The following is a 23745-nucleotide window of genomic DNA, read 5'->3' as shown; positions in this document are numbered from 1 at the left end:
CTCATGCGTGTCTTGATTATCGGAGCTGGCATCCTTGGAGCCAGTGCCGCCTACCACCTCGCCCGGAAAGGCGTCGACGTCCAGATTGTCGACGAAGAACACCAGGGCAAAGCCACTCTTGCCGGCGCCGGCATCGTCTCTCCTTGGGCGACCGCCGTCGAGCAGCCGGAGTGGTACGGGCTCTATGCGGCTGGCGCGCGTTACTATGCCGAACTGATCTCGGGCCTGACAGCGCGCGGCGAAACAAGCCTGGGTTATGGCAAGGTCGGTGCGCTGGTGGTGGCTGAGGAAAAGAACACGCTCGACGAGGCTGAAGCGCGCATCCATCGACGGATCAAGGACGCTCCAGAGGCCGGGGACGTGCGCCGAATCTCGCCTGCCGAGGCGCGCGAACTGTTCCCACCGCTGCGCGAAGGCATGGAGGCCATCTATATTCCCGGCGGCGCGCGCGTCGATGCGCGCCTGCTTTCCGCGGCCATGGTTCGTGCCGCCGTCGCCAAGGGCGCGAAAACGCGCAACGATCACGTCACTTTACGGCTCGAAGACGGCAAAGCCGTCTGCATGGACAGCAATGGCCAACGGATCGAGGCCGACGAAATCATCGTCACGGCTGGAGCCTGGGCGGCGCAGATACTGAACCCGTTGGGCCTTTCCCATCCGGTGTCGCCGCAGAAAGGTCAGATCATCCATCTGCGCCTGCCAGGCGTCGCCACCGGCAGATGGCCGTGTTTGCTGCCCATGAGCAGCCATTACATGCTGGCCTTCGACGACTCCCGGGTTGTTATCGGCGCGACACGGGAGGACGGTGCCGGCTTTGACCATCGCGTCACGGCCGCAGGCGAGCTCGAAGTGCTGAGTGCCGGCCTTGCGCTGGCGCCAGGCCTAGCCAGCGCCACTCACATCGAGACGCGCATCGGTTTTCGGCCGGCAAGCCACGACATCAAGCCGATCCTTGGTCGCGTGCCGGGTATTGGAGGCCTCACCATCGGCAACGGCCTCGGCGCGTCCGGCCTCACCATCGGGCCATTCGCCGGCAGGTGCCTGGCCGAACTGGTGGCCGATGGCGTAGCGCCCATGGCGCTCGATGCCTTCTCGCCCGAAGGCCTGGCCTAGAACACGGCGCTTCACAGCGTAGATGCCGGGCCGGATCGTTGATGCGATCTGGCCTCAGGCCGGCTGTCGCACAATTCACAAGCAAGGGACTAAAAAATGATCAAACGTCACCGCAAGCACCGGATCATGCATGGCGCGGTCGAGCACAATGGTGTGCTCTATGTGGGCGGTCATGCTGCCGACGATATCTCGCTTGGCATGAAGGAGCAGACCCGGCAGGTCTGCGCCAAGCTTGACAGATTGCTGGCCGAACTCGGCTCCGACAAGACCTGCATCCTTTCGGCCCGCATCTATCTGAGCGACATGACGCGCAAGGAAGAAATGAACGAGGCATGGTTGGAATGGATCGAGGGTGATGATTTGCCCTCGCGCGCCACGATCGGCGGCGTCGATCTGGGCGACCCGAAGCGGTTGATCGAGGTGGTGATCATCGCTGCCAAGGCATGACCGAATTTCCATAAACCGCAGAAAGGCCAGTCATGGACAAGCAAGCTCGGCGCATCGACGATCGCTATGCGACCGACGAAAAATACACGACGTTGCGTGGCATCCACCGGGAAGCAGAGCGCCGGCTGTCGGAGATTGACTGGAACTATCTGTGGTGTGGGACCGGCGACGAGGTCACGCTGCGCGAAAACACGGCCGCCTTCGATCGCCACCGTTTCGTGGCCCCGCTGTTCGCCGGGATCAGCAACCCGGACACCGCGACCCGCGTGCTGGGCTTCGACCTCAGCTTTCCCGCGTTCATCGCACCTTTCGGTGGTGGCGAGGCGGTATTCCATCCACAGGGGCATCTGGCTATCGGCCGGGCCGCCGAAGCAGCAGGCATTCAGCAGATGGTGCCGGTGGCGGCAGCCCATTCCCTGGAGGAGGTCGCCGCGGCATCGTCAGTGGCCTCCGTCTTTCAGATGACCTTTGTGGGTGACGAAGGCTTGGTGATGGCCATGATGGAACGCGCCAAGGAAGCCGGTTACAGGTACATCTGCGTCACCTATTCGCCGATCCGGCAATGGCGCGAACGCATGATGGAGGACCGCTTCGCCATTCGCGGCGATAACGGACCGGCGAATTTCGGGCCAGGCAAGTCTGACCCGGCAGCGCTTGCCGAACTGCTGGACTTCACCCAACCACGCTGGAACTGGCAACAAGCCGCCCGCGTCATCTCTCGCGCGCCATTGCCCTGCATCATCAAGGGCGTAAACAGTGCGCGTGACGCCAAGGCCGCGCTTGATGCCGGTGCGGTTGGCCTCTACGTGTCCAACTACGGGGGCCGCACTATCGACCGCGAACCTGCTGCTCTCGACATGCTGCCTGAAGTGCGCGAAGCCGCAGGACCGGACATGCCGATCATCTTCGATTCCGGCATTCGCCGTGGCAGCGACATCGCGACCGCTATTGCTCTCGGGGCAGATACGGTAGCGCTTGGCAGGTTGATCGCGCTCGGCCTGGCGGCCGATGGTGAGTATGGTGTGCGCCGCACGCTCGAGTTGCTCAAGCGCGAGTTCTGGACCACCCTCGGCCATCTCGGCTGCTCTTCGGTCGACGAGCTGAACAGCGACGTTTTATGGCACAGCAAATAGCTGCAGCCTCGTCTCCCTCCTAGATCAGGCGCGAGCGCGTCGGCGCTCGCTCGCCTTTTCATCTTCTTCTGTGGCCTCGGCCCTCCGCCATGGCGGTACGCTGTGGCCGGCGTTGAGCAGGAAAAGCAGCGGCGGCGAGCGACGTATCGTCTGAAGGCCGATAACCGCGCAAAGTACTGCCAGGAGCGGTAGCGTGAAGAAGGTGATCGGGAAGAGGTCCGATCCATAATTGCCGAAGAACCGCCGGAAGACGATGCCGGCGAAGTTGAACAGGATCGCGTGGCTGCAGAACAGGACGAAAGCATACGGCTCCAGCCGTATGAAGATCGCTGCAAATCCCGAATGCCGGATCAACCCGGTCAGCACCCAGAAACCACCGGCCATGGTGACACGCAGCAACGTGTCGAGCGTCACCCGCAATTGATCGTCCATCTCGCCAAGCAGGACACGCTGGAAACGGATGGTGATGAAAATAGCGACCATCGCGACGAGGCCAGCGGTCAATGCCAGCGACAAGCGGTCGATCGTGATCGTGCTGGTTCCTGCAATGCGCAACCACATGCCGAGAGCGAAAAACAAAAGAAGCTGCGGTCGCTGAAGCAGATATAGGTCGTCGCCGAACAGCGTGTAGACGGCCAGCAATACGATGGTGGGCAGCGCGAAACGCTTCAGCGCGTGGTAGAGCAGCGGGGACAGCAGACAGCAGACGAAAAGGTCGCGCAAAAACCACAAGGGTACGTCGAGCGGCCAATCGGTGACGGCAAACAGGGCGTTCGCCCAACCGAGTAACGTCGGATCCGGCATGTCTCGCCACTTGTCCGTCATCAGCCCGTACGCAACAAGCAGCACCAGCATGACCAGGTTCCAGGCCACGAGTGGTACGATCAGCGTCTTGAACTTGGATCGCGCCAGCGATAGCGGATCGGCCTTGAGCAGGCTGGCGACGATGAAATAGCCTGAAACCACGCTGAGCAGGGAAACCGAGCTCAAACCCAGAATCCGTGTGAAAAGGAAATAGATGAAATCGAAGACGGCAGTGTCCCGGTCATAGACATTCTCGGCGATGCCGGGCTGCACGTGAACGAACATCATGAGAAAGATGCACAGGACGCGCGCAATTCTGACACGGTCGGACACTAACGGCGAAACGGGAGGGATGGGCGAGGGCCGGGACGCAGTATTTTTCAAAATTCGTCTCCTCGACGTGATCGGCTCCGATTGACGGAGCGGCGAGCGGTGCGGTCTCTCAGGAGGCGAAGCACAGAGACGCATCGATGTGCGGGCGTTGTATAAGGCCCGGGCGTAGGAATAAGGGATTCGGACCGTTTGACGGCTTCACAAAGTACAACCCCGGGTAACAAGATGATCCGGCGGCCACACCGGGCCATTGCCAACACCCGGGCGATCATGAAAAACGCCAGATGATCAAGCGTGTCGGACGTATTCTTGGCCTGAGAACAGGTGGCGTCCGGGCGCGGTTGCCGCGCCTGCGTCTCGATATGGCCGGCACAGTTGTCTATGCGATCGGCGACGTCCATGGTTGTCTGGATGAGCTTCTGGCACTGGAAGACGCGATTGTTCGAGACGCGGCGGCGCTGCCGGGCCGCAAGCTCATCATCATGCTGGGCGACTATGTCGATCGTGGTCCCGCGTCGGCGCAGGTGCTCGATCATCTCGCAGCGCATCCTCCAATCGGCGTGGAACGCATCTGCCTGGCCGGCAATCATGAGCTTGCCATGCTCGACTATCTGGAGGGGAGGTCCAGTCTTGGTGCCTGGCTGCGTATGGGAGCGGAAAGCACGCTGCAATCGTACGGCATCGATCATCGGCGACTGATCGAGATCTTTCGCGATGAGGCCCAGGTGGACGATGCGATCCGCAGATCGATACCGCCGGCTCACTTTGCCTTGCTGCGCTCGATGCCGGTGCTGGTCGAAACGGCCCGGTATATTTTTGTCCATGCCGGTGTGCGGCCGGACATTCCGTTGGACAAGCAGACGGACGAGGATCTCGTCTTCATCCGTTCGGCCTTCTTCGAGCGCGCGCACCTGCTTTCGCGTTACGTGGTCCACGGCCATACGCCGGTCGAGGAAGCCGGCCGCGAGGGCATGCGCGTCAATCTCGACACCGGCGCCTTCTTCAGCGGCAGGCTGACGGCGCTGCGCATCTGGCAGGACAAGGGGCGCTACCTCAGCAACTTGCCCCAGTGAACGCGACCGGCTGGCCGGATATGCCGTGCCTCCCGTCACTGGATCAAGCCGGCTCCGTGCGGTTCGGCTCCTGCTCGGTCACCGTCTGCTCGACATAGTAAGATGCGTAGCGGTCGAGATACTGCTCGGCCGCGCCGAACATGCCGTAGCTCGCCAGCTTCTTCATGTCGGTGCGGTTCAGCACCACACCAAGCGTCTTTGCCGCGATCTGGCGGTCGGCCTGCAGAGCAGAGCGCACGAGGAGGCGTGGCGTAGCGCCCCATTCGGCCACCAGCACGAAACCATCAGCCAGCGGAGCGAAAGCCTTGGCATCGACCACCGGCCCGAGCGGCGGCAGATCGACCACGACATAATCGAAGGACTTGCGGGCCTCCTCCAGCAGCGCTGCCATGGCCGGACCCGAGATGAGCTCGCTGGTGTGCGACAGGCGCCGGCGCACCACCGCGGGAAGAATGACGAGCTTGGTCTTGCGGTCGACAAGGCAGGCGCTTTGCCAGCGCTGTTCGCCGACCAACGCTTCGACCAGGCCCTTATCGGGTGTCAGCGACAGGCCGCGGCTGAGTCCCGGGTTGCGCAAGTCGGCATCGATCAGCAGGGTGCGCGCACCATTGGCGGCGAGCAGCCCGGCGAAATTGGCGGCGGTGGTCGTCTTGCCCTCGCGCGGCAGTACCGAGACGAAGCCGATCACCTTGCCGCTGGTACGGTGCAGGACGACGTCGCTGGCCAGTTTGACGTTGCGCAGTGTCTCCGCGAAAGACGAGGCAGGCTGGTTGATCGCCACCCTGAGAATCCGCGGTGTGACGGTTTCCGGGCCGGGTGGGTTCGAAGCGGGCGCATCGGCGGCCGGCTGCGTCCGCGGCCGTGCGTCGGCGAAGCGTCCGCCGATCAACGGGAGGTAGCCGAGGAAATTCAGGTCGAGAGCGTCGCGCACGTCGTCGCCAGTGCGGAAGAAGCGCTCACGGAACTCCTGGACAGCACCCGCTGCCGCGCCGGCGAACAGGCCGAGCACCAGGGAAAGGCCGAGCGCCATGGTCTTGCGTGGGCTGGAAGCGGCGGTCGGATTGCCGGCAGTCGAGATGACACGGGCCTCCGCGATGGGGAAGGAGCGCTGCTGCGCGGCTTGCTCGTAGCGAGCAAGGAAGGCCTGATAGAGCGTGTTGAGCGCCTGCGATTTCTGCTCGAGATCGCGCAGTTTTACCTGTGCCTGGCCGGTCTGCGAATTCTGGCCGGCCAAGTCACCGACATTGCCACGCAGCGAATCCTCACGCGATTTCGCAACCTGGTATTCGTTGCGATAGCTTTCGGTGAGCCGCTGCAGCTCGGCATAGATCTGATTGGTGAGGTTGACCTGCTCGGCGCGTAGCGCCACCGCTTGCGCGTGGTCTTGGCCGAAACGGTTGGAGATATCCTGCTCTCGCTTGCTGACGCTGAGGTAGCGCGCCTTCATGTCGTTGATGGCGGCACTATTCGTGCCACTGGCGCCCTTTTCCTGCGGGATGGTGGCGTTCTTGACGGCGTTCTCCGGTCCGCTATCCACGATCGCCTTGAACTGGTTGTAGCGGGCCAGGGCATTGGCGGTATCCGCCTGCGCCAGGATGACCTGCTTGTTGAGATCGGACAGCTGCTGTTCCGACATCAGCTCTCCGCGCGCCGCGGTCAATCCGTTGGCTGCTCGGAACTGCTCGACCTCGAGAGCCGCCTTCTGCGAATTCTCGCGCAGTTCGTCCAGACGACCCTGCAGCCACACCGTGGCCCGCTGGGTGGCGTCGAAATTGGCATCGAGATGATCCGAGAGATAAGCATTGGCATAGGCGCGCGCGATCGCGCCGGCCAGCTTGGGATCCGGCGCGGTGAAGGACAGATCGATGACGAAGCTGCGGCCGACGCGTTCGGCGTGAACTCCATCCTGAAGAATGCTGATGGCCCGGCCAACCTTCGCGTCCTGTACCGAGCCGGGCTCGTCTTCGGATCGCGACGAGAAGAAGCCGGCCACGCTCTTGACCGTGGCTTTCAGCGCGCTGAGCGGCGAGCGTGGCGGGTTGAGGAAAGCTTCGTTGTCCTGCAGTTTTTCCGCCAGCACGACGGCACGGGCGAGGCGGCTGGATTTGAGGATCTCGACTTCTGACGACACCATGGCATCGGCCTGCGGGCCAGCCGGAGGTGTCGGCTTGTCCTCGGCGAAGCGGGTCAGGCTGTCGTCCAGGAGAATGCGCGTTCCCGACGTGTATTGCGGCGGCGTTGCCAGTATGTAGACCACCCCCAATACCAGGCCTACCAATCCGAACAGAGCGACCAGCCGGGCCTGCCGGCGTGCCGCCGCCAGGAGGGCGTCGAGGTCAATGAAGTCCGATGAATCTTCCGAGGACATGGGCTTCAACGGATAACTTCCCTGGTTCATGGTTGCTCCGGCGCTCCGTCGCGAATGAAAAAGTCGGCCACGGCCAAATAGCCGTGGCGCACAGTAGAGTTTGTTTCGATCTTTCGATCAGGCAGCGCGGCTGCGGCGTGCCTGCGAAGCGATCATCTCCTCGATCGGTTCGAACACCAGGTCGCAAATGTCCTTGCGCGCGAGCGCGAAGGCGACGTTGGCCTGGATGAAACCGTCCTTCGAGCCGCAGTCGAACATGCGGCCCTCGAACGGGGAGGCGTAGAATTTCTGGCTCTCCGACAGGCGCACCATGGCATCCGTGAGCTGGATTTCGTTGCCGGCACCACGTTCCTGGGTGCTGAGGATGTCGAAGATCTCCGGCTGCAGCACATAGCGGCCGTTGATGTAGTGGTTGGATGGTGCCGCTTCCGGTGCAGGCTTTTCCACCATTTCGGTGATCGTGAAGCCTGTGCCGACGCTGGCGCCCTTGCCGACGATGCCGTAGCTGCCGGTTTCGAGCGGATCGCACTGCTCGACAGCAACGACGTTGCCGCCGGTTTCGCGATAGAGGTCCATGGCGCCGGCAAGACAGCCGCGGTCGCCGAACGAGACCATGTCGGGCAGCAGCAGCGCGAAGGGTTCGTCACCGACGATGTCCCGGGCGCACCACACAGCGTGGCCGAGACCATGCGGCGCCTGCTGGCGGGTGAACGAGATGGTGCCCGGCTGCGGTTGCAAGCGGCTGAGCGAGGCAAGTTGTTCGTTCTTGCCGGAGCGCGTCAGCGTCTCCACCAGTTCCGGCTGGATGTCGAAATAGTCCTCGATCACATGCTTGTTGCGGCCGGTGACGAAGACGATGTGTTCGATACCTGCTTCCAGGGCCTCGTCCACCGCATATTGCACGACGGGGCGGTCAACCACCGTCAGCATTTCCTTCGGCATCGCTTTTGTGGCCGGCAGGAACCGCGTGCCCAAACCGGCAACCGGTATCACCGCTTTTCTCACCTTTTTCATCACGTCATCCCTGTTTGCAATCGAGCCCCTCTGCCCAATTCAAAAGTCGTTTTCAGCCGGCTTCCGATGGTGTCCGGCCAGGTTGAAAGGTCGCTGCCAGCCGGCGCATCCGGGCGGCGATCGGCATGCCCAGATGCCGAAGTGCCGCCGGATCGCGCAGTGCGGTGACTACGGCATGGAAAGGCGCGCGCGCCTTCAGGTAGTGAACCAGCTTGAGGAAGGAAGCCGCCTGCCTGAGGCTGCGGGTGCGGCGCATCTGCGCAGCTGCGGAACGCGGATCCAGCACATGCTGTTCCAGGAAAGTTGCATCGGCCTTCAGCATTGCCTCGACATGGTGCAGTTCCAGCACACGCGAAATTGAGCCTTGGCGAATGTGGTAGGCGTAGCCGACGGTCGGCTCGACGACGCAACGGCCACCTTTGGCCATGGTGGAAGCCAGGAAGATGTAATCTTCGCCGATACGCAGCGTCTCGTCGTAGCGCAGCCCGTGCTGCTCCAGAAACCGTCGTTCGAAGATCGGCTTCATGTAGCCGAAGGAGAAGGTGCCTTCGAACATGATGTTGGCTGCAATGAAATCGGCGAGCATGAGTTCCGGATGGGCTTCAAGCAGCTTCGCTTCGAACATCGTTTCGCGGGTGCCTGCGGCGTCGCGAACCACTTCGAGATTGTCGACAGCAATCTGCGCACCTTGAGTTTCGGCTCTTGCGATCATGCATTTCAGGCGCTCGGGATGAACGGTGTCGTCGGAATCGAGCACCGCGATCCAGCGGCCGCGCGCTGCTTCCAGACCGGCATTGCGGGCGCCGCCGGGACCACGGTTCTGGTCCAGCGCGATCACCTTGACCTGTTCCGGCGGGAAAGCGCAGGCAATCTCAACCGTGCGATCGCTGGAGCGATCGTCCACGACGATGATTTCGATCGAAACGCCGCGCTGCGCAAGCGCGCTCTCGATGGCGCGTGCGATCGAGGTCTCTGCATTGTAGGCGGCGATGACGAAGGTGACGTCAGGCTGCATGGGCGCGCCCTCCGGCCGTTTCGTCGCCATAGAGGCGGATTTCGCGGATACCGAGCAGGCCGCTGATGGCGCCGACATGCATGATGCCGCGAAGCGCTTGGCGATTGCGCTTGTGTGGGACCGCGACAAGTGCGGCCGCACCGGCAAAACAATAGGCAGCCTTGGCCGCCGCCAGCCCGATCTGCACCGACCTTCGGCCGGCCTGCCGGTTGGTGAGCAGCCTGCCGTGGGTCTGGCCGGAGCGGAAGCGGCGCTTGGCCAGCCATTGAAGCCGAGCGCGGTTTTCGGTCACCGGCTCGAGCACGATGGCGTCCGGTGCGCAGGCAATCTGTCCGCCATCCGCGTGTAGCTGCGAGAAATATTCGGTGTCTTCGCCGCCGGTCTTGCCGAGTGCAAGGTTGAAGCGCCGGCCGTCCACGTGCGGCGAGGCCCGGCGCAAAAGCACATTGCCGCTGTAGCCGGTGCGGATTTGTCCGTCGACCCAGACCGGGCTGGTCGAATGGAAATCGCCGCGGCGCATCCAGCCGGGAGCGGTCGGGGCATAGAGGGACTGCACGGGGCCAAGCACGGCATCGGCACCGGTGGCCTCAGCCGTCTCGATCAGTGCTGCCAGCCATTTCGCTGTCACGGTGGAATCGTCATCGACGAAGGCAAGGAAATCGCCGCTGGCGGCATCCAGGCAAGCGTTGCGTGCCAGCGAGATGTTGGACGAGGGGCAATGAATGTAGGTCAACTCGAAAGGCAGGGACGGTGCGAGTGACGCAACCAGCTCCCGTGCGCTGGGTGCAGCATCGTTGTCGGCAACCACGATGCGCGCCTTGATGTTGGCCGGCAGTTCGAGCGCAGCGAGTGAACGCAAGGTTTCCGCGAGATAGGGCCTGCGGTAGGTGCACACGCACACGTCGATCTGGGTCATCGGCGAGGGGGACTGATTGCGCTGGGTCATGACGCAGTTGCTCCGCGTTTCCATGAACCGAGAACCTGCAGCCAGAAACCCATCGACCAGGCCAGATGCATGATCATGGCCGCGAGGCTGGCAAGCAGCCCATAGGGATTGCGCTGTCCGATCGCCATCCAGGCGCCGTAGCCGAGACAGGCAGCGATCCATAGGCCGGCGGGGACCAGGGCCGACAGGCTGAGGAATGCCAGCGAAGCGCCCACGACAACGGGGAAGACCAGAAGCGGGATCGCCTGCCGCAGCTTCGGCCAGGTGCGGTGTTTCAGGATATTGCGCGCCCGGCCGCGGCCGTAGCCGAGATACTGGCGAAACAGCGCGGGTGCCGAGGTGCGCGGATAATAGGTCATGAACGTCTTGTCGGTCATCCAGATGCGATAGCCGGCAGCACGGAGCCGGTAATCCAGCTCGGCATCCTCGTTGTGGCTGAAGCTTTCGTCGTAGCCACCAACGGCACGGAAAGCCTCGACGCGCATGAGTGCGTGGTGGCCATGATCGGTCCAATGACCCGGCGCCCCCTCGCGATGAGGCGAGCCGCCGTTGCCCAGTTTCGAATTCTGCGCGACCGCGGTCGCCTTCTGGAACAGGCCGAACCCCTGGGTCGCCATCGAGACAACGACCGAATCGGCACCTGTGGCCGAAGCCTCCTCGATCAGGCGGTCGCAATAATCTGCCGGGTAGCCGCCATGGGCGTCGATGCGGATGAGAATGTCGACTTCGTCGCCATAGGCGGCGACTGCCTGGTTGACGGCAGCGCTCTGCAGGCGTCGTGGATTGTCGAGCAGGATGACACGCGGATTCTGGTCCGCGATATCGCGAACGATGTCACGTGTGCCATCGGTGCTGCCGCCATCGGCGACGACAATACGCAGATTGTTCCGTTCAGCAGGCTCTGACAGTTCGGTCAGCAGGGCGCCGATATGCCTGGCTTCGTTCAGGCAAGGGATCACCACCATACAGCGGCCGACTGTTCCGCCGGCGGCCCGTGTCTCTCCGCTTGCCGGGGTTGCCGGCATTTTGGTGTCGAGGACGTTCATGCCGCGACCTCCAGCAACACATCCTGTTGTTCCTTGCCGGCAAGGCGGCCCAATCGTGCGACCAGGGAGCGGCAGTCATCGGGCACGCAGATCCAGGTGCCGAGATCCTGAGCCGTGATCTTGCCGCGGCGCCCGAGATAGGCGTCGGTGTCGATGTCACCCAGCAGCGAGGACAGGTTTTCGACCGAGGGCTCGTCGAGCAACAGGCCGATATGGCGATCAGCGAGGAAACGCGCAGTCTCCGTTCCCTTCATGGCAATCGGCACGGCGCCAAAACGGCAGCCCTCATAGAGCCTGTTTGGCAGCAGCCAGCTCGAATTCAGGCCTTCTTCGAAGAAATCGATCGCCCAGCAGAAATGCACTTCGCCATAGATGGCGGCGAGATCTTCCGGATTGCGATAGGCACCCTGGAACGAAAGATAGGGCTCAGTGCGCACAAAACCGTCGAAATCCTTGAATTCGACGCGGGCGGGGCGACCGCGCAGCACGACCTCGAAGCGCCCCTGCATCCGGCGCGTGAAGGCGGCCAGCAATTCGAGCGATTTGGCACAGCGCAATGCGCCGAACCAGCCGATTTTCCAGGGTTCGCCCTTCGCCGGCGGGGCCGGTAGCTTTGCCTGCTGAGCCGGCTTGCCGCTCAAGTCGAGGATCTTGTTCTGCAGCAGCACGGCCGGCACACGGGTCTGGCCGAACGCTTCGAAATAATCGCGGACGAAGGCCGGAGAACTGGTGAGCAGCAGCTGCGCTTCACGGCTGAAGAGCCGCTCGGCACCGCGCAGCGTACGACCGATGGCGCCTGCGTCCAGGAGGAAACGATGGATGTCCAGGCATTCGTAGACGATCGGTGCGGAACTACCAAAAATGCTGCGCGCCCGGTTGGCCAGGGCCAGCATTTCGAGATTGCGACCGATGATGACATCCGGTTTCGGGATGCCGGCAAGCCTGGCACCAAGAGATAAGGCGGCTTTCGCGACAGCGGCGACACGCTGCGCGAAAGCGCGATCGGCGGTGATGCCAAGATCGATCGGCAACAGGTCATCGAAATCCGGCACTGTTTCGGCGCGCCGGAAACCCGCAAGCGTCACGGTGGCGCCGCCGGTCTGGAGCATCGTCACGCGCCGGCGTACCGCCGGGTCACAAAGATCATGGACCAGGTAGAGGACATTCAGCATGGCCGAACCGTCAGCTTTGTTGTCGCTGCGCCACGAGGCGCGGATGAAGGACCGCGCTCATTGCGTGCTCTTGTTCAACTTGCAAACGATCGATTCCGGAAACTGGCAGGCGTCGCCTGGCGCGGTATAGGCAACACGATCCACTTCGGCCGTGATCTGCTTCTCTGGGCTGGCGAAGACGCCCATCCAGGATTTCAGCGTGTCGCTGCCCCAAAGGCTGAGGTAAATCTTGGACGGATGGCTGGGCAGCTTGGCGGGGTCGGTGGCTTCTTCCACCAATTTGCCGTCTACGTACCAGGCGATGCGATCCTTCTGCCACACGAAGGCGTAATCATGGAATTCCTTGTCCGCCCCGCCCGGCACGTCGACCAGCTTGGCCGAGCCGACGCTCTTGCCGTTGACATATTGGTTGACCTGGACCTTCGAAGGGTCCTTGCCCAGCACTTCGAAATCGATCTCGTCATGCGGCTGTTTGTGAACCGGGCCGATGAAGGAGAAGAAGCCGGTGTTGAGGCCGGAGCCCGCCGCAGCCTTCATACGCACTTCGAAGGTGCCATAGCCGAATCGCTTGAAGGTCTGCACTTCGCCGCAGACATTGTTGCGGCCCTTGCTGGGTTCGGCCTGGAAGCCGAGCTTCAAGGTGCCTTCCGAGACGTTGATCTGTTTGGCCGACCAGGTGCAGTTCTGGTGATCGCCGTTCGACCAGCCATCGGAAACGTACCAGCGCTTCTTGTCGAGCTTGTCGAAGCTCTCGACGAAAGACTTGCCTGTCGCCTTTGGTTCTTTTTGCTCTTCGGCGCGCACCGCCATGGTACCCGCCACGGGCACGGACAACATCACACAACACATCAGGGCGGCTCGCGCCGGTATTCTCAAACTTGCAGCCATACCGCTTGCTACTTTCGTTTTGGGCCGCCCGCTTGCGCTGCGGGCCCGCGTCAATTTCGGGCGAATGTTGCAATGCACATAAGATGAATTAGCGGATCACAATGTGACGCGGGCGCATATTCGTGCCGGCGGTGCGGTAACTTTTTGTGATCGTCGGTTAAGCCAGGCGTCGTCCCTTATCTGTCGCGGAAGCTGCGACCTCTTCGTTTTCTAAGGGAAACAGCTCAGCCTGCGCGCGCAATCCGGTAACAAAATCGATCTGTTTCTCCAGCGCGGTGATGCGTTCCATGTAGCGGATCATCATCTCAGTGAGGTCATTGATCGCTGGCGACATGGAGGTGGCTTCGTCATCTTCGAGAGCTTGTTGCGAAAAAGCAGCTTGGAACGCGACGCTTTCGTGGCGATTCCGCAAGCCGTCCCTCTCTCTCTCGATTTCCTTGCGCAATCCATCGACGAGCGCGAGCAGACGAGCGGCACGTGCCGCGTCGGTTTCGCGGTCTCGTCGAGGACTTCTTACGCGAAACTGTTTTTGCCCCTGGAATTTGAATAAGGCCATGGCCGGTCCTTCTCTTGCCGTTCGTAACCTTACCCACCCGTGACGACCATCTTACTCTGCGGCAGCCAGTCCCGTCGAGGCATGCCATCGCCAGGCCGAACGCACGATCGATTCGAGATCGTGTTTCGGGGTCCAGCCCAGAACGGCTCTTGCCTTGGTGTTGTCGGCGACCAGAACCGGAGCATCGCCTTCGCGGCGTCCCTCCCGGCGAATCGGGAACGGCTTGCCGGACTCGCGCGCGATCGCCGTCAGAAGCTCCTGCACGGTGGTTCCGGTGCCGGTGCCGAGATTGAGGGCAACGCTCTCCCCGCCGCCAAGCAGATACTGGACCGCGCGCCCATGTGCATCGGCGAGATCGGAGACATGAATGAAGTCGCGCACGCAGGTGCCGTCGCGCGTGTCATAATCGGTGCCAAACACGTTGAAACCATCGCGGCGGCCGAGCGCCGCGTCGATGGCAAGCGGCACGGCGTGCGTTTCGGGGGAATGCCGTTCACCGATTCGCCCTTCGGGATCGGCTCCTGCGGCATTGAAGTAGCGCAGGACCACCGAGCGGAAGCCCTGGTGACGATCCAGATCGGACAGCATCTGCTCGACGATCAGCTTGGAGCGGCCATAAGGATTGATCGGGTTCTGCGGATGTGTCTCTCGCATGGGTACGTCGACTGGCAGGCCGTAGGTGGCGCAGGTCGATGAAAAGACCAGCTTGTCTATGCCCGCCTGCTGGGCGGCAAGGAGCAGGGAAAGGGTACCGGCGACATTGTTGTCATAGAAGGCAGCCGGCGCTTTCACCGATTCGCCGACTTCGATAAGAGCCGCGAAATGGACGATTGCAGCGGGGCGATAGGCCTCGATCACCGCGGCGAGTTTCTCGCGGTCGCGGATATCGCCGCGTTCCAACGGTCCCCATTTCACGAATTCGGCATGGCCGTTGCTCAGATTGTCATAGACCACCGGCGTGAAGCCGCGTTCGGCCAGATCCAGGCAGGTGTGGGATCCGATGTATCCGGCGCCGCCGACGACGAGAATATTGGTCACGGGAATCAATCCTTTTCGATTGGTGCGATCGGTTTGCGAGACGTCACTGCGGAGGCGACAAATTTCAGCCCGAATGTGCTGATTTTGGAAGACGCGCTCCGGCCGACATCTTTTGTCACGCTTTTCGGGTTAGAAGCAGCCGGCATGGACGAACACCGTTTGTTTTGTACGAGCGGGCCGTACGTCAGCGAGCTCTGGACGGGGGCACCGACCGGAATCATCGGAACCACTTGCGCGGGTTCCTAAACTCCCGAAGGCGCGAAAAAATGACGAAATGCACTGCCATCATTCCCTACTACCAGAGAGAGCCTGGAATCCTGGCCCGCGCGCTGAGATCCGTGTTCGCGCAAACGCACCCGGATTTCGATGTGATCGTCGTGGACGACGCCTCTCCGCTGCCGGCCGAAAACGATCTCGATGATTTTACGCCGGCAGAGCGGGCACGAATAACCGTTGTAAAACAACCGAATGCAGGGCCGGGCGGGGCACGCAACACGGGTCTGGATCACATCGGCGCCGACAGTACCTATGCCGCCTTCCTCGATTCCGACGATGAGTGGACCCCGGACCACCTGAAGAATGCCGTGGCTGGTCTGTCACTTTTTGATGCAGATTGTTACTGGGCTTCGATCAGGGGCGGCGATGCCTTCTATTACCACTTCGGTGTGGCCGACCTCGCCGAGGTGACAGAAGTGGTGCGTCTTTCCGACGAGCCGCCGCTTGTCGAGGTTCCAGCGCTCGGCGCAACCATGCTGAAGAACTGGAGCTTCATGCACCTGTCATGCATGGTGATCGGGCAGCCGCTGTTCCGGAAGGTTCGTTTCGATGCGTCGTTGCGGCTGGCCGCCGAAGACGTGCTCTTCTTCTACGACTGCGTAAGGAGTGCCCGTCGCACGGTCCTTTCCGAAGGCTTCGGGGCAGTACGCGGCGAAGGCATCAACATCTTCCACGGCCTGGATAGTGATTCGCCGCAGTTCCTGAAGCAGCAATTCAACACCTGGGTGGCGCTCGACCAGTTGGAGAACCGCTTTCAGCATGTTGCCGAAGATCGTGCGTCCATCGAAAGCTACAAGCAGACGGCACGCAACCAGGCTCTCTGGGGGCAGGCGCGGCTGGTGAAGGCGCGCAAGACGCCGCAATTCAAGCAGCTGGCCGCCTGGGCCTGGCGGGATCCGAAACTTCTGCGCAGCGCCGTCAATCTCGCCGTTTCCAAGATTGCGAAATAGGACCTTTGTAATGCAGCCTTTTTATTGGGAATCCGCGCACGGCAATTTTGGCGACGATCTCAACCTGTGGCTTTGGGACTTCCTTCTGCCAGGTTTCCGCGACGTGCACCCTGATGTGCTTCTCGTCGGCGTCGGCACCGTGCTCAACCAGGCATTGCTGCCGGCCGATGTGAAGAAACTCGTCATCGGCAGCGGCTTCGGCTACGGCTCGCTGCCGGATCTGTCCGACAGGCAAGAATGGGATACCCGCGCGGTGCGCGGACCGCTGACGGCGCAAAAGCTTGGATTGGCGCCGGAGCTGGGCATCATCGATCCTGCCGTCATGGTGGCCGAGATGCCGGAGTTCCGAAATTTGCCAAAGACCGGTGGTGCGATCTTCGTTCCCCATTGGGAATCGACGGTGGGCGGCATATGGCCGATGGTCTGCCAGGCGGCCGGACTGGGCTATGTCGATCCTTGCGGGGAAGCCAGATCGGTCATCCGGACGATCGCCCAGTCCGAACTGGTGGTCGCCGAATCGATGCATGCCGCGATCCTTGCCGACGCTTTCCGGGTGCCATGGGTCGCGGTGACGACCTCTCGTTCCATCAACTCCTTCAAGTGGCGCGATTGGGCCACCTCGCTCGGTGTCGAATACAGGCCGCGCCAGATCCCGATCTCGTCGCGCGCCGAAGCGGTCACCAAGGGTGCTCGGTTCTGGGGTTTCGATGTCAAGACGCCGGCGGTAAGCGCAAGCGACACCGGCCGGCCTGACCATGGCGAGGCCATGGTGATGACGCGAAACGATCCGCCGCCATCGATGCTGCGATCCGTGGCCAAGCAGGTGCTGGCCGCACCGTCGACGCTGGCATTGCGACAGGCGCGCAAGGCACGGCCGCAACTCAGCAGCGATGCGGTGCTGTCGGAGAAGAAAGACCGCTTCCGCGAAGTGCTTACCGAGGTAAGGCGGGATTATCTCTGAACGCCGATGCGCGCCGGCAGCAGATAACGCTGCGGTGCCGGCTCGTCGCTGGCGGGCTTCCGTCGCGCCCGCAGCGCTTCCAGCTTGTCGCCGAATATGCCGCCAACGATCGCCGGCAGCGCGGTTGGGCGCAACAGAGCTTGGATGCCTGCCCGGACCAGGCCACGGGAAGCCTTGATGTCGAGGAAATGGCGTAGCTCGTAGCGGCCACGGACATGATGTTCGTGGCGGCTCAGCACATTCCTTGCCACCGCCGGCAGCGGATGGGACAGCATGGCCAAATCGGCCTCATAGAGCCGCTTCAGGTCTTCCGTCCTGTGTTTGCCGCTCAGCGAATCGGCGCGCACGACAGCGCCGTAGCCGCAGCCGTGAACGATCTTGTAGCGGGCGCCCTTCAGCAACGCGCGGGCATAAAGATCATAGTCTTCGCCCAGCCGCAGGCGCTCGTCGTAACGCAGACCATTCTCGTCCAGGAAGGCCCGGCGCATGATGGGTTTGAGAAAGCCGATTTCGCCCCGCGAAGCACCGCGCTTCGAAATGTTGCCCTCGACAAATCCTTCCAGGTCGAGGAAGCGGGGAGCCGGCTCGAAATGTGGCACCTGTGGCTCGGTGCTGTGCGCGCCGCGACTGTCGATAAAAACGATGTTGTCCGCGATGAAATCCCAGTCGTCGCCGTCGATCAGCGCGTCGAAACGCCCTTCCAGGAAAAAGTCGTCGGCATCCAATATGGCGATCAACGGCGCCTTGGAATGTTCAATGGCCCGGTTGCGGGCGTAAGCCGGTCCATGGTTGCGGTCGAGGCGAAGGATATGCAGGCGGCCGGTGGCATCGTCTGCCTCCAGGCTTGCCTGGGCGGTTGCATCCTGCGAGCCATCGTCGACAACGACGACCTCACAAACCCGGTTCTCGCGCAGTGCTGAAGCGACGGCGCGTCCGATCGTCGCTTCGGCGTTCTTGGCTGCGATGATGACGCAGACCATGGCGGATGAGGTCATCTCCACACTCCAGTTGGGGCCGCTTGCTTGCGGCTGGAGCGGTTCACCATTTCACGGAAACGGCGACCCGCTCTATCTCCTTGTTTGACGCAATTCCGGCCGGAAAACCGCTAAACGCCTTTCCTGGAATTGCTCCAATTTGTCCATGCCCGATTTGTGACGCACAGCCACGACCTTGTCCCGTGGCCGCCTGTTGGCAGAAACGCAAGGCGATTTGATGACAGCTTGTGCCCGGGAACTTTCAGGAGGCATTAAGGCAGGGGCGAACGTCCTACGCCCGGTAGCTGGGCGGTTTCGCCTTTCGGCCGAATATCCGTGGCGGAAGCGGCAGCGTTCTCGTTGCGAGCAAGGATCTCACCACGTTTCTTCGTCTCGCCAGACCGCCAGACCATGAACAGAATGGCGATGAAATATCCGACCTGAATGACAACCGCGCAAATCAGCGTCTGGATGAAAGTTGTCCAAGCCGACTGTGTAATGGCATAGCTTGCCAGGGCGAATGCAACCAGCACACCAACAAAACCACGGAGGAATAACAGAAAGGACATCTTACCCTTTCCTGTCGCTCAGACCTGGTGTCGTATTGGTACGCTTGGGCAAAACCTCTCTCCCGCCATGACGGGCGCTGGTCTTACACCACAGCCGATAAAATCAAGACTCGCTTTCTTCCAAGCTTGAAGCCCTGATTTCCAATTTGCCCGCACGCCCACAAATATAGGAATTTCGGCAACACTAGGCAACACGTCGCCGTATCACTTCCCTACTCGGAATTTACCTTGTTCCGCCTGGAGATATTATTGCAACACGTTCGCGCTTGCGGTTGTGCGCGCAAAGCTTGAAGTGATGATGCCCGCGTTATTTTAGCGCTATTGGTTATCATCGCGACGTTTTCATGGAGAAATAAAATACAATTTGATAAATACCGAAAAGTCCTGTGATCTTTATAGATTAATATTGAAAACACAAAGGAAATCAAACACAAGAACGAGACTTCATGGGGCATTCGAGCAGAGCTGAACCCGCAATGTTTCGAATTGTTACAAAATATGACTGCCGTCTCGTTATTGCGACCGATTTTCATCATAGAGGTGACATATCCAGCCCTCTATTGTTCACATGCTGCAATGCAGCATCGTTGACCTGACCATTTTTTGCGGAGCAACAAAATGAGAGACGCCGCCAGATTGGCCAACGGATTGTCATGCCAGCCGGACGAGGGGACACCCCCCGCGATCGGCGGCGCAATCAAGCGCGGGTTCGACATTTTAGGTGCACTGGCTGGCATTGCCCTGCTCAGCCCTTTGCTGCTGATGCTGGCGGCCCTCGTCAAAACCACGGACGGCGGAAGCATCCTCTATGGCCACCGACGAATCGGCCGCAACGGGACGGTGTTCCGATGCTGGAAGTTCCGCACAATGGTGGAAAATGGCGATGAGGTTCTGACCGAACATCTGGCCAGCAATCCACAGGACCGCGAGGAATGGAATGCCACCCGCAAGCTGCAGAACGATCCCCGCGTAACCCGCGTCGGTGCCGTACTGCGCAAGCTCTCGCTCGATGAGCTGCCGCAGATCATCAACATCCTGCGCGGTGAAATGAGCTTTGTCGGCCCGCGTCCCGTGGTGAAGGACGAGCTCGAACTCTACGGCAACGCGGCGGAATACTATCTGCAGTCGCGTCCGGGCCTCACCGGCCTGTGGCAGGTCAGCGGCCGCAATGACGTTTCTTATGGCGCCCGCGTCGCCTTCGACCAGCATTACGTGGAGAACTGGTCGTTCGTCTTCGACCTGAAGATTCTCGTCCGGACGGTTCCGGCAGTGTTCTCGTCGCGCGGCAGTTATTAATATAGTGTTGCGACGGGTAGGGCTGAATTTGCCCGACGTTTCCATGAGGAACGTCTAATAAGAAAGGACAACCTTCTTTGAGATACATTCGAGCAGCTTTATCTATACGGCTGTTTGCGCGCGCTCTTGTCAGCATCAGCCTCGTGTTGATGGCGACATTTGCTTCTGTGGCCGCCGACAACTATCGGCTCGACGCCATGGACAAGCTGCGCATCCGGGTTGCCGAATGGCAGAGTGCCGAGGGCGCGGTCCGCGACTGGGCGACCATCAGCGGCGATTACAGCGTGAACCCTTCAGGAGGGGTTTCGCTTCCCTTCGTCGGCGAGCTCGACGTCAAAGGCAAAACGACGACCGAGGTGGCGACAGCCATTGCGGCAGGTCTGCAACAGAAACTTGGCCTGCCCGACCGGCCGGAAGCATCGGTCGAAATTGCTGAATATCGTCCGGTCTTCCTCGCCGGTGATGTCCAGACACCCGGTAAATATCCCTATGCGCCGGGGCTCACGGTATTGAAGGCGATGAGCCTCGCGGGCGGCCTGCGCCGCTCCGACAATGGCGGGCAGGGCGGCGTGCGCGATTTCATTCAGGCGCAAGGTAATTACGATGTTCTGGTCGCGCAGCGGAATGGTCTGCTGGCGCGCCGTGCGCGCTTGATCGCCGAGGGCGAAAACAAGGACCAGATCGACTTTCCACCGGAGCTCAACAAAACCGACGTCGGCCGCAAACTGATGAGCGACGAGACTGCACTGAAGGAGGCCCGCGAAAAGCGCCTGCGCCTGCAACTCACAGCGCTGGACGATCTGAAGAGGCTGCTCCAGTCCGAGATCGAATCGCTGGCAAAGAAGATCGTTACGCAGAACCGTCAGGTCGAGCTGTCGAAGGAAGAATTGAAAGGCATCAGCGGCCTCGCCGAGAAGGGCCTCGTCGTCAACCAACGCATCCTGAACCTCGAGCGGACCAGTGCCGAGCTGGAGGGCCAGGTGCTCGATCTGGAAACCGCCAGCCTGCGCGCCAAGCAGGACATCTCCAAGGCAACGCAGGATGCGACCAAACTGCAAAATGACCGCGATACCGAGGTCGCGCAAAGCCGCCAGCAGACCGAGGCCGATCTTGAGGAGATGAATTTCAAGATGGGCATGTATTCGGGTCTCATGACCGAGGCGATGTCGAGGGCACCGGATGCCGCGCGCACCGCGGCCAACGGCGCCGAGCCTGTCATCCATTACGCGATTGTGAGAACGGGCGAGGATGGCCAGGCGAATGAAACCGCGGCCGACGAGAATACGCAGATACTGCCCGGTGACGTGGTCAAGATCGAGATCGCCGGCCCTCACGTGACGTCCAACTGAGGCCGTTGCAAGGGCGGAATATGGGTCGGATCTCTGGACCGGCGTCGCCAGCGGGCGGCGCCGTCAATTCCAGGCACGCCCGTAGCGGAGCGATATCATGAAGATCGCCAAAGCATTGCTTGTGAATCCGGACCGCAATTTCTGGTACGGCGCCGGCGCGGTTGCCGTGTCGATCTTCGTGTTCGCCTATTCGACACGCTTCGGACAGGTTTCCATTCTCGCCTACTATGCCTGCTGGCTGCCGCTGGTGTTCGTCGATTATAAAAAGGCACTGGGCGACTATCGCCGTTTTTTCTGGATCATCGCCTTCGCTGTTCTGGCGTGCCTGTCGGTGTTCTGGTCGGCAGCGCCCGGCGTGACTGCGCGTGCAGGCGTGCAACTGCTATCCCATGTCATCTGTGCGTTGATCGCTGCGCGCACAGTTTCGGTTCGCACGCTCAATATCGGTGCGCTGGGCGGCATCCTGATGGTGGTGCTCTTTTCGATTGCCTTTGGCCAGTACAATCTGGATCCGATCGACGGCACCTACAGTTTTGTCGGCGCGTTTTCGTCGAAGAACCAGCTCGGCCTTTTCTCGTCACTCGGCATCTACTTCGCCTTTACGGCAGTCGCGGTCCAGCACGAGCGTGGTCTCTGGCGGTTGCTGGCGATCTTCTGCGGCCTGTTGTGCGCCTACACCTTGCTCGCCGCCCAGTCGGCAACCTCGGTGCTCGCGATAGGGGCGACGCTCGCCATGCTGATCTCCCTGAAGCTTGCGATGATGTTTTCACCGTCCGCCCGCAAGGGTGGGCTGGTCGCCGGCATGGCTGTCGGCCTGCTCCTCACTTTTGTTGCGCTCAACATGGGTGCGGCCGATGCGGTGCTTGGCGCCTTCGGCAAGGATTCGACCCTGACGGGGCGGACCTATCTCTGGCAGCAGGGCTGGGAAGCTGCCATGCAGTCCCCCTGGTTCGGCGTCGGCTACCAGGCCTATTGGGTGCAAGGCTTCTCGGAAGCCGAGCGACTGTGGGACGAATTCTATATCGGTTCCCGAGCCGGCTTCCATTTCCATAACACTTATATCGAAGTGCTGGTGGAACTCGGACTTGCGGGCATCCTCGCGATCGCGGTGCTGTTGGTGCGCGTTCCCTTCGGCCTGCTGCTTCGCCTGATCGATGCGCGACGGGATCCGGCCTCCTTCACCTTGCTCGGCATTGCCGTGATGTTCCTGATCCGATCCTTCGTGGAGGTGGATGTCATCAATCCTTATGTCGTCGGTTCCTTCCTGGTCTACTACGCGGCGGGACAGCTGGTGCTGCCGCGACGGACCACGTCCACCGCGACGGCGCCATACCTGCTGCGGCAGAGCGCGGCATGACCAAGCTCTACGGCATTCAATATCTGCGGGCCGTCGCGGCGCTGGGCGTGGTCGTCTTCCATGCCGCGGAGCGCAATGGCGGCCATTTCGTCATCGGCGCCGCAGGCGTCGACGTCTTCTTCGTCGTCTCGGGCTTCATCATGTGGGTGCTGGCCGAGACGCGGCAGCCCTCGCCGGTGGCGTTCCTGAAGGAACGGGTCGAACGCATCGTGCCGCTCTACTGGATCGCGACGGCGGTTATGGTGGCGGGAGGTCTGGCTGGCTTGTTTCCCAACATGAAGCTCACCGCCTTCCACATTTTTGGCTCGTTCGGCTTCATTCCGCACGTCTCGCCCAGCGACGGCGGCACCTGGCCGGTGCTGGTGCAAGGCTGGACCTTGAACTACGAGATGTTTTTCTACGTGCTGTTTGCGGCGGTCCTGTTCCTGCCGGCGGCGAGGCGTTTTCCGGTGCTCGCGCTCGTCTTCGGTGCGCTGGTTTGCCTCGGCCTGGCCCTGCAGCCGGATGGCCCCGTGCTGCGCACCTATACAAGTCCGCTGATGGCGGAATTCCTGATCGGGGCGGCGATCGGAAAATTGTGGCTGGCACATCGAATGCCGCCAGCCGCGCTGGGAGCTCCCCTGATCGTCGCGTCGATAGCAGGTTTCGCGCTGGTTGGGTTCGGTCACCTTCCTTACGGGCCGGCTACACTGGCACCCTTGTCAGGCATGCTTCTGGTCGGTGTGTTGTGCGTCGAAAAGGCCGGGCGCGTGCGGCACATGCGTGCGCCGACTTATCTCGGCGATGCCTCCTACTCGATCTATCTCTGGCACACGATCGCGATCTCTGTCGTCGTCAAGGCGAGCGGGATCCTGGGTTTGCCGGCATTGCCTGCATTCATCCTGTCGATCATCGCTGGAACCATAGCGGGACTTTTCTGCCACGAATTGCTGGAGAAGCCGATCGCGGCCTGGTTCAAGGCGCGACGCCGGCACCGAAAGGTCCAGTACGCGGCGTAGACCTTAGTGATTGGAATGGATCGCGAGGATTGATTTCTTCGCGTCCGCTGCAGCGTGGACCGCTGCGAC

Annotated in this window: 22 protein-coding genes; 10 read left to right on the top strand and 12 right to left on the bottom strand. The window is 61.5% G+C overall.

The features are described from left to right. The first annotated feature begins 3 nt into the window (after window positions 1-3). The 3 genes from ACFWXH_RS19700 to ACFWXH_RS19690 all read left to right on the top strand — a co-directional run bounded on the left by ACFWXH_RS19700 (window position 4) and on the right by ACFWXH_RS19690 (window position 2693). Window positions 4-1113, top strand: a complete 1110-nt coding sequence (locus ACFWXH_RS19700; protein ID WP_379123013.1) for an NAD(P)/FAD-dependent oxidoreductase — start codon at window positions 4-6, stop codon at window positions 1111-1113. A 96-nt stretch (window positions 1114-1209) separates the two neighbouring features. Next, entirely contained in the window at window positions 1210-1560 is a 351-nt protein-coding gene (locus tag ACFWXH_RS19695; protein WP_379123011.1) for a RidA family protein, read from the top strand. Window positions 1561-1592: 32 nt separating this feature from the next. After that, complete coding sequence (locus ACFWXH_RS19690) at window positions 1593-2693, top strand: alpha-hydroxy-acid oxidizing protein (protein ID WP_379123009.1); 1101 nt, start codon at window positions 1593-1595, stop codon at window positions 2691-2693. Window positions 2694-2717: 24 nt separating this feature from the next. On the opposite strand, the gene ACFWXH_RS19685 is transcribed toward ACFWXH_RS19690, so the two are convergent. After that, entirely contained in the window at window positions 2718-3830 is a 1113-nt protein-coding gene (locus ACFWXH_RS19685; protein WP_379123303.1) for an acyltransferase, read from the bottom strand. A 284-nt stretch (window positions 3831-4114) separates the two neighbouring features. Between ACFWXH_RS19685 and ACFWXH_RS19680 the strand changes: the two genes are divergently transcribed. Then, window positions 4115-4903: a metallophosphoesterase family protein gene (locus ACFWXH_RS19680; RefSeq protein WP_379123007.1), complete on the top strand. Its 789-nt coding sequence runs from the start codon at window positions 4115-4117 to the stop codon at window positions 4901-4903. 43 nt (window positions 4904-4946) lie between these two features. Here ACFWXH_RS19680 and ACFWXH_RS19675 read toward each other — a convergent pair whose 3' ends face one another. The 9 genes from ACFWXH_RS19675 to galE all read right to left on the bottom strand — a co-directional run bounded on the left by ACFWXH_RS19675 (window position 4947) and on the right by galE (window position 14952). Then, window positions 4947-7301: a polysaccharide biosynthesis tyrosine autokinase gene (locus ACFWXH_RS19675; RefSeq protein ID WP_379123005.1), complete on the bottom strand. Its 2355-nt coding sequence runs from the start codon at window positions 7299-7301 to the stop codon at window positions 4947-4949. An 87-nt stretch (window positions 7302-7388) separates the two neighbouring features. Further along, entirely contained in the window at window positions 7389-8285 is an 897-nt protein-coding gene (locus tag ACFWXH_RS19670; protein WP_054309831.1) for a UTP--glucose-1-phosphate uridylyltransferase, read from the bottom strand. A 52-nt stretch (window positions 8286-8337) separates the two neighbouring features. Beyond that, window positions 8338-9300 carry a glycosyltransferase family 2 protein gene (locus ACFWXH_RS19665; protein WP_379123003.1) on the bottom strand — a complete coding sequence of 321 codons (963 nt, stop codon included), beginning with the start codon at window positions 9298-9300 and terminating at the stop codon, window positions 8338-8340. Beyond that, window positions 9290-10246: a glycosyltransferase gene (locus ACFWXH_RS19660; protein ID WP_379123001.1), complete on the bottom strand. Its 957-nt coding sequence runs from the start codon at window positions 10244-10246 to the stop codon at window positions 9290-9292. Before ACFWXH_RS19660 ends, ACFWXH_RS19665 begins: the two co-directional genes overlap by 11 nt. Next, on the bottom strand, window positions 10243-11271 hold the full coding sequence (locus ACFWXH_RS19655) for a glycosyltransferase family 2 protein (RefSeq protein ID WP_379123302.1): 1029 nt from the start codon (window positions 11269-11271) through the stop codon (window positions 10243-10245). The genes ACFWXH_RS19660 and ACFWXH_RS19655 overlap by 4 nt, the downstream gene beginning before the upstream one ends. A gap of 17 nt (window positions 11272-11288) precedes the next feature. Then, window positions 11289-12464, bottom strand: a complete 1176-nt coding sequence (locus ACFWXH_RS19650; RefSeq protein ID WP_379122999.1) for a glycosyl transferase family 1 — start codon at window positions 12462-12464, stop codon at window positions 11289-11291. A gap of 57 nt (window positions 12465-12521) precedes the next feature. Beyond that, a complete protein-coding gene (locus tag ACFWXH_RS19645) occupies window positions 12522-13301 on the bottom strand; it encodes a glycoside hydrolase family 16 protein (protein WP_379122997.1) in 780 nt (259 codons plus the stop codon). Between the two features lie 208 nt (window positions 13302-13509). After that, on the bottom strand, window positions 13510-13908 hold the full coding sequence (locus ACFWXH_RS19640; protein ID WP_379122995.1) for a hypothetical protein: 399 nt from the start codon (window positions 13906-13908) through the stop codon (window positions 13510-13512). Window positions 13909-13959: 51 nt separating this feature from the next. Further along, window positions 13960-14952, bottom strand: a complete 993-nt coding sequence (galE, locus tag ACFWXH_RS19635) for a UDP-glucose 4-epimerase GalE (protein WP_379123301.1) — start codon at window positions 14950-14952, stop codon at window positions 13960-13962. A gap of 260 nt (window positions 14953-15212) precedes the next feature. Between galE and ACFWXH_RS19630 the strand changes: the two genes are divergently transcribed. Further along, on the top strand, window positions 15213-16172 hold the full coding sequence (locus ACFWXH_RS19630; protein WP_379123300.1) for a glycosyltransferase family 2 protein: 960 nt from the start codon (window positions 15213-15215) through the stop codon (window positions 16170-16172). Window positions 16173-16182: 10 nt separating this feature from the next. After that, entirely contained in the window at window positions 16183-17133 is a 951-nt protein-coding gene (locus ACFWXH_RS19625) for a polysaccharide pyruvyl transferase family protein (protein ID WP_379122993.1), read from the top strand. On the opposite strand, the gene ACFWXH_RS19620 is transcribed toward ACFWXH_RS19625, so the two are convergent. Together ACFWXH_RS19620 and ACFWXH_RS19615 are read right to left on the bottom strand one after the other, a co-directional pair. After that, window positions 17124-18128 carry a glycosyltransferase family 2 protein gene (locus ACFWXH_RS19620; protein WP_379122991.1) on the bottom strand — a complete coding sequence of 335 codons (1005 nt, stop codon included), beginning with the start codon at window positions 18126-18128 and terminating at the stop codon, window positions 17124-17126. The genes ACFWXH_RS19625 and ACFWXH_RS19620 overlap by 10 nt on opposite strands. 251 nt (window positions 18129-18379) lie before the next feature. Then, window positions 18380-18676 carry an exopolysaccharide production repressor protein gene (locus ACFWXH_RS19615; protein ID WP_379122989.1) on the bottom strand — a complete coding sequence of 99 codons (297 nt, stop codon included), beginning with the start codon at window positions 18674-18676 and terminating at the stop codon, window positions 18380-18382. A 618-nt stretch (window positions 18677-19294) separates the two neighbouring features. On the opposite strand from ACFWXH_RS19615, the gene ACFWXH_RS19610 reads away from it, so the two are divergent. The 4 genes from ACFWXH_RS19610 to ACFWXH_RS19595 all read left to right on the top strand — a co-directional run bounded on the left by ACFWXH_RS19610 (window position 19295) and on the right by ACFWXH_RS19595 (window position 23676). Next, entirely contained in the window at window positions 19295-19972 is a 678-nt protein-coding gene (locus ACFWXH_RS19610) for a sugar transferase (protein WP_379122987.1), read from the top strand. 149 nt (window positions 19973-20121) lie between these two features. Continuing rightward, window positions 20122-21321 carry a polysaccharide biosynthesis/export family protein gene (locus ACFWXH_RS19605; protein WP_379122985.1) on the top strand — a complete coding sequence of 400 codons (1200 nt, stop codon included), beginning with the start codon at window positions 20122-20124 and terminating at the stop codon, window positions 21319-21321. 97 nt (window positions 21322-21418) lie between these two features. Continuing rightward, window positions 21419-22678, top strand: coding sequence for an O-antigen ligase (locus ACFWXH_RS19600; RefSeq protein ID WP_054309820.1), 1260 nt, complete (start codon window positions 21419-21421; stop codon window positions 22676-22678). Then, entirely contained in the window at window positions 22675-23676 is a 1002-nt protein-coding gene (locus tag ACFWXH_RS19595; protein ID WP_379122983.1) for an acyltransferase family protein, read from the top strand. The genes ACFWXH_RS19600 and ACFWXH_RS19595 overlap by 4 nt, the downstream gene beginning before the upstream one ends. The last annotated feature ends 69 nt before the right edge of the window (window positions 23677-23745 follow it).

It is taken from the genome of Mesorhizobium sp. NPDC059054 (genome assembly GCF_042739215.1).
Classification (GTDB): domain Bacteria; phylum Pseudomonadota; class Alphaproteobacteria; order Rhizobiales; family Rhizobiaceae; genus Mesorhizobium.
Note: the sequence above shows the minus strand (reverse complement) of the source record. Positions and strands in the feature narration are given on the sequence as shown.

Bases quoted from the DNA above. Each gene is read 5' to 3' on its own strand.
- ACFWXH_RS19670 (WP_054309831.1), bottom strand. From the start codon at position 8,285: ATGAAAAAGGTGAGAAAAGCGGTGATACCGGTTGCCGGTTTGGGCACG.
- ACFWXH_RS19680 (WP_379123007.1), top strand. From the start codon at position 4,115: ATGATCAAGCGTGTCGGACGTATTCTTGGCCTGAGAACAGGTGGCGTC.
- ACFWXH_RS19630 (WP_379123300.1), top strand. From the start codon at position 15,213: ATGACGAAATGCACTGCCATCATTCCCTACTACCAGAGAGAGCCTGGA.
- ACFWXH_RS19675 (WP_379123005.1), bottom strand. From the start codon at position 7,301: ATGAACCAGGGAAGTTATCCGTTGAAGCCCATGTCCTCGGAAGATTCA.
- ACFWXH_RS19610 (WP_379122987.1), top strand. From the start codon at position 19,295: ATGAGAGACGCCGCCAGATTGGCCAACGGATTGTCATGCCAGCCGGAC.
- ACFWXH_RS19650 (WP_379122999.1), bottom strand. From the start codon at position 12,464: ATGCTGAATGTCCTCTACCTGGTCCATGATCTTTGTGACCCGGCGGTA.
- ACFWXH_RS19690 (WP_379123009.1), top strand. From the start codon at position 1,593: ATGGACAAGCAAGCTCGGCGCATCGACGATCGCTATGCGACCGACGAA.
- ACFWXH_RS19620 (WP_379122991.1), bottom strand. From the start codon at position 18,128: ATGACCTCATCCGCCATGGTCTGCGTCATCATCGCAGCCAAGAACGCC.
- ACFWXH_RS19700 (WP_379123013.1), top strand. From the start codon at position 4: ATGCGTGTCTTGATTATCGGAGCTGGCATCCTTGGAGCCAGTGCCGCC.
- ACFWXH_RS19645 (WP_379122997.1), bottom strand. From the start codon at position 13,301: ATGTTGTCCGTGCCCGTGGCGGGTACCATGGCGGTGCGCGCCGAAGAG.
- ACFWXH_RS19665 (WP_379123003.1), bottom strand. From the start codon at position 9,300: ATGCAGCCTGACGTCACCTTCGTCATCGCCGCCTACAATGCAGAGACC.
- ACFWXH_RS19640 (WP_379122995.1), bottom strand. From the start codon at position 13,908: ATGGCCTTATTCAAATTCCAGGGGCAAAAACAGTTTCGCGTAAGAAGT.
- ACFWXH_RS19615 (WP_379122989.1), bottom strand. From the start codon at position 18,676: ATGTCCTTTCTGTTATTCCTCCGTGGTTTTGTTGGTGTGCTGGTTGCA.
- ACFWXH_RS19595 (WP_379122983.1), top strand. From the start codon at position 22,675: ATGACCAAGCTCTACGGCATTCAATATCTGCGGGCCGTCGCGGCGCTG.
- ACFWXH_RS19655 (WP_379123302.1), bottom strand. From the start codon at position 11,271: ATGCCGGCAACCCCGGCAAGCGGAGAGACACGGGCCGCCGGCGGAACA.
- ACFWXH_RS19605 (WP_379122985.1), top strand. From the start codon at position 20,122: ATGGCGACATTTGCTTCTGTGGCCGCCGACAACTATCGGCTCGACGCC.
- ACFWXH_RS19660 (WP_379123001.1), bottom strand. From the start codon at position 10,246: ATGACCCAGCGCAATCAGTCCCCCTCGCCGATGACCCAGATCGACGTG.
- ACFWXH_RS19625 (WP_379122993.1), top strand. From the start codon at position 16,183: ATGCAGCCTTTTTATTGGGAATCCGCGCACGGCAATTTTGGCGACGAT.
- ACFWXH_RS19695 (WP_379123011.1), top strand. From the start codon at position 1,210: ATGATCAAACGTCACCGCAAGCACCGGATCATGCATGGCGCGGTCGAG.
- ACFWXH_RS19600 (WP_054309820.1), top strand. From the start codon at position 21,419: ATGAAGATCGCCAAAGCATTGCTTGTGAATCCGGACCGCAATTTCTGG.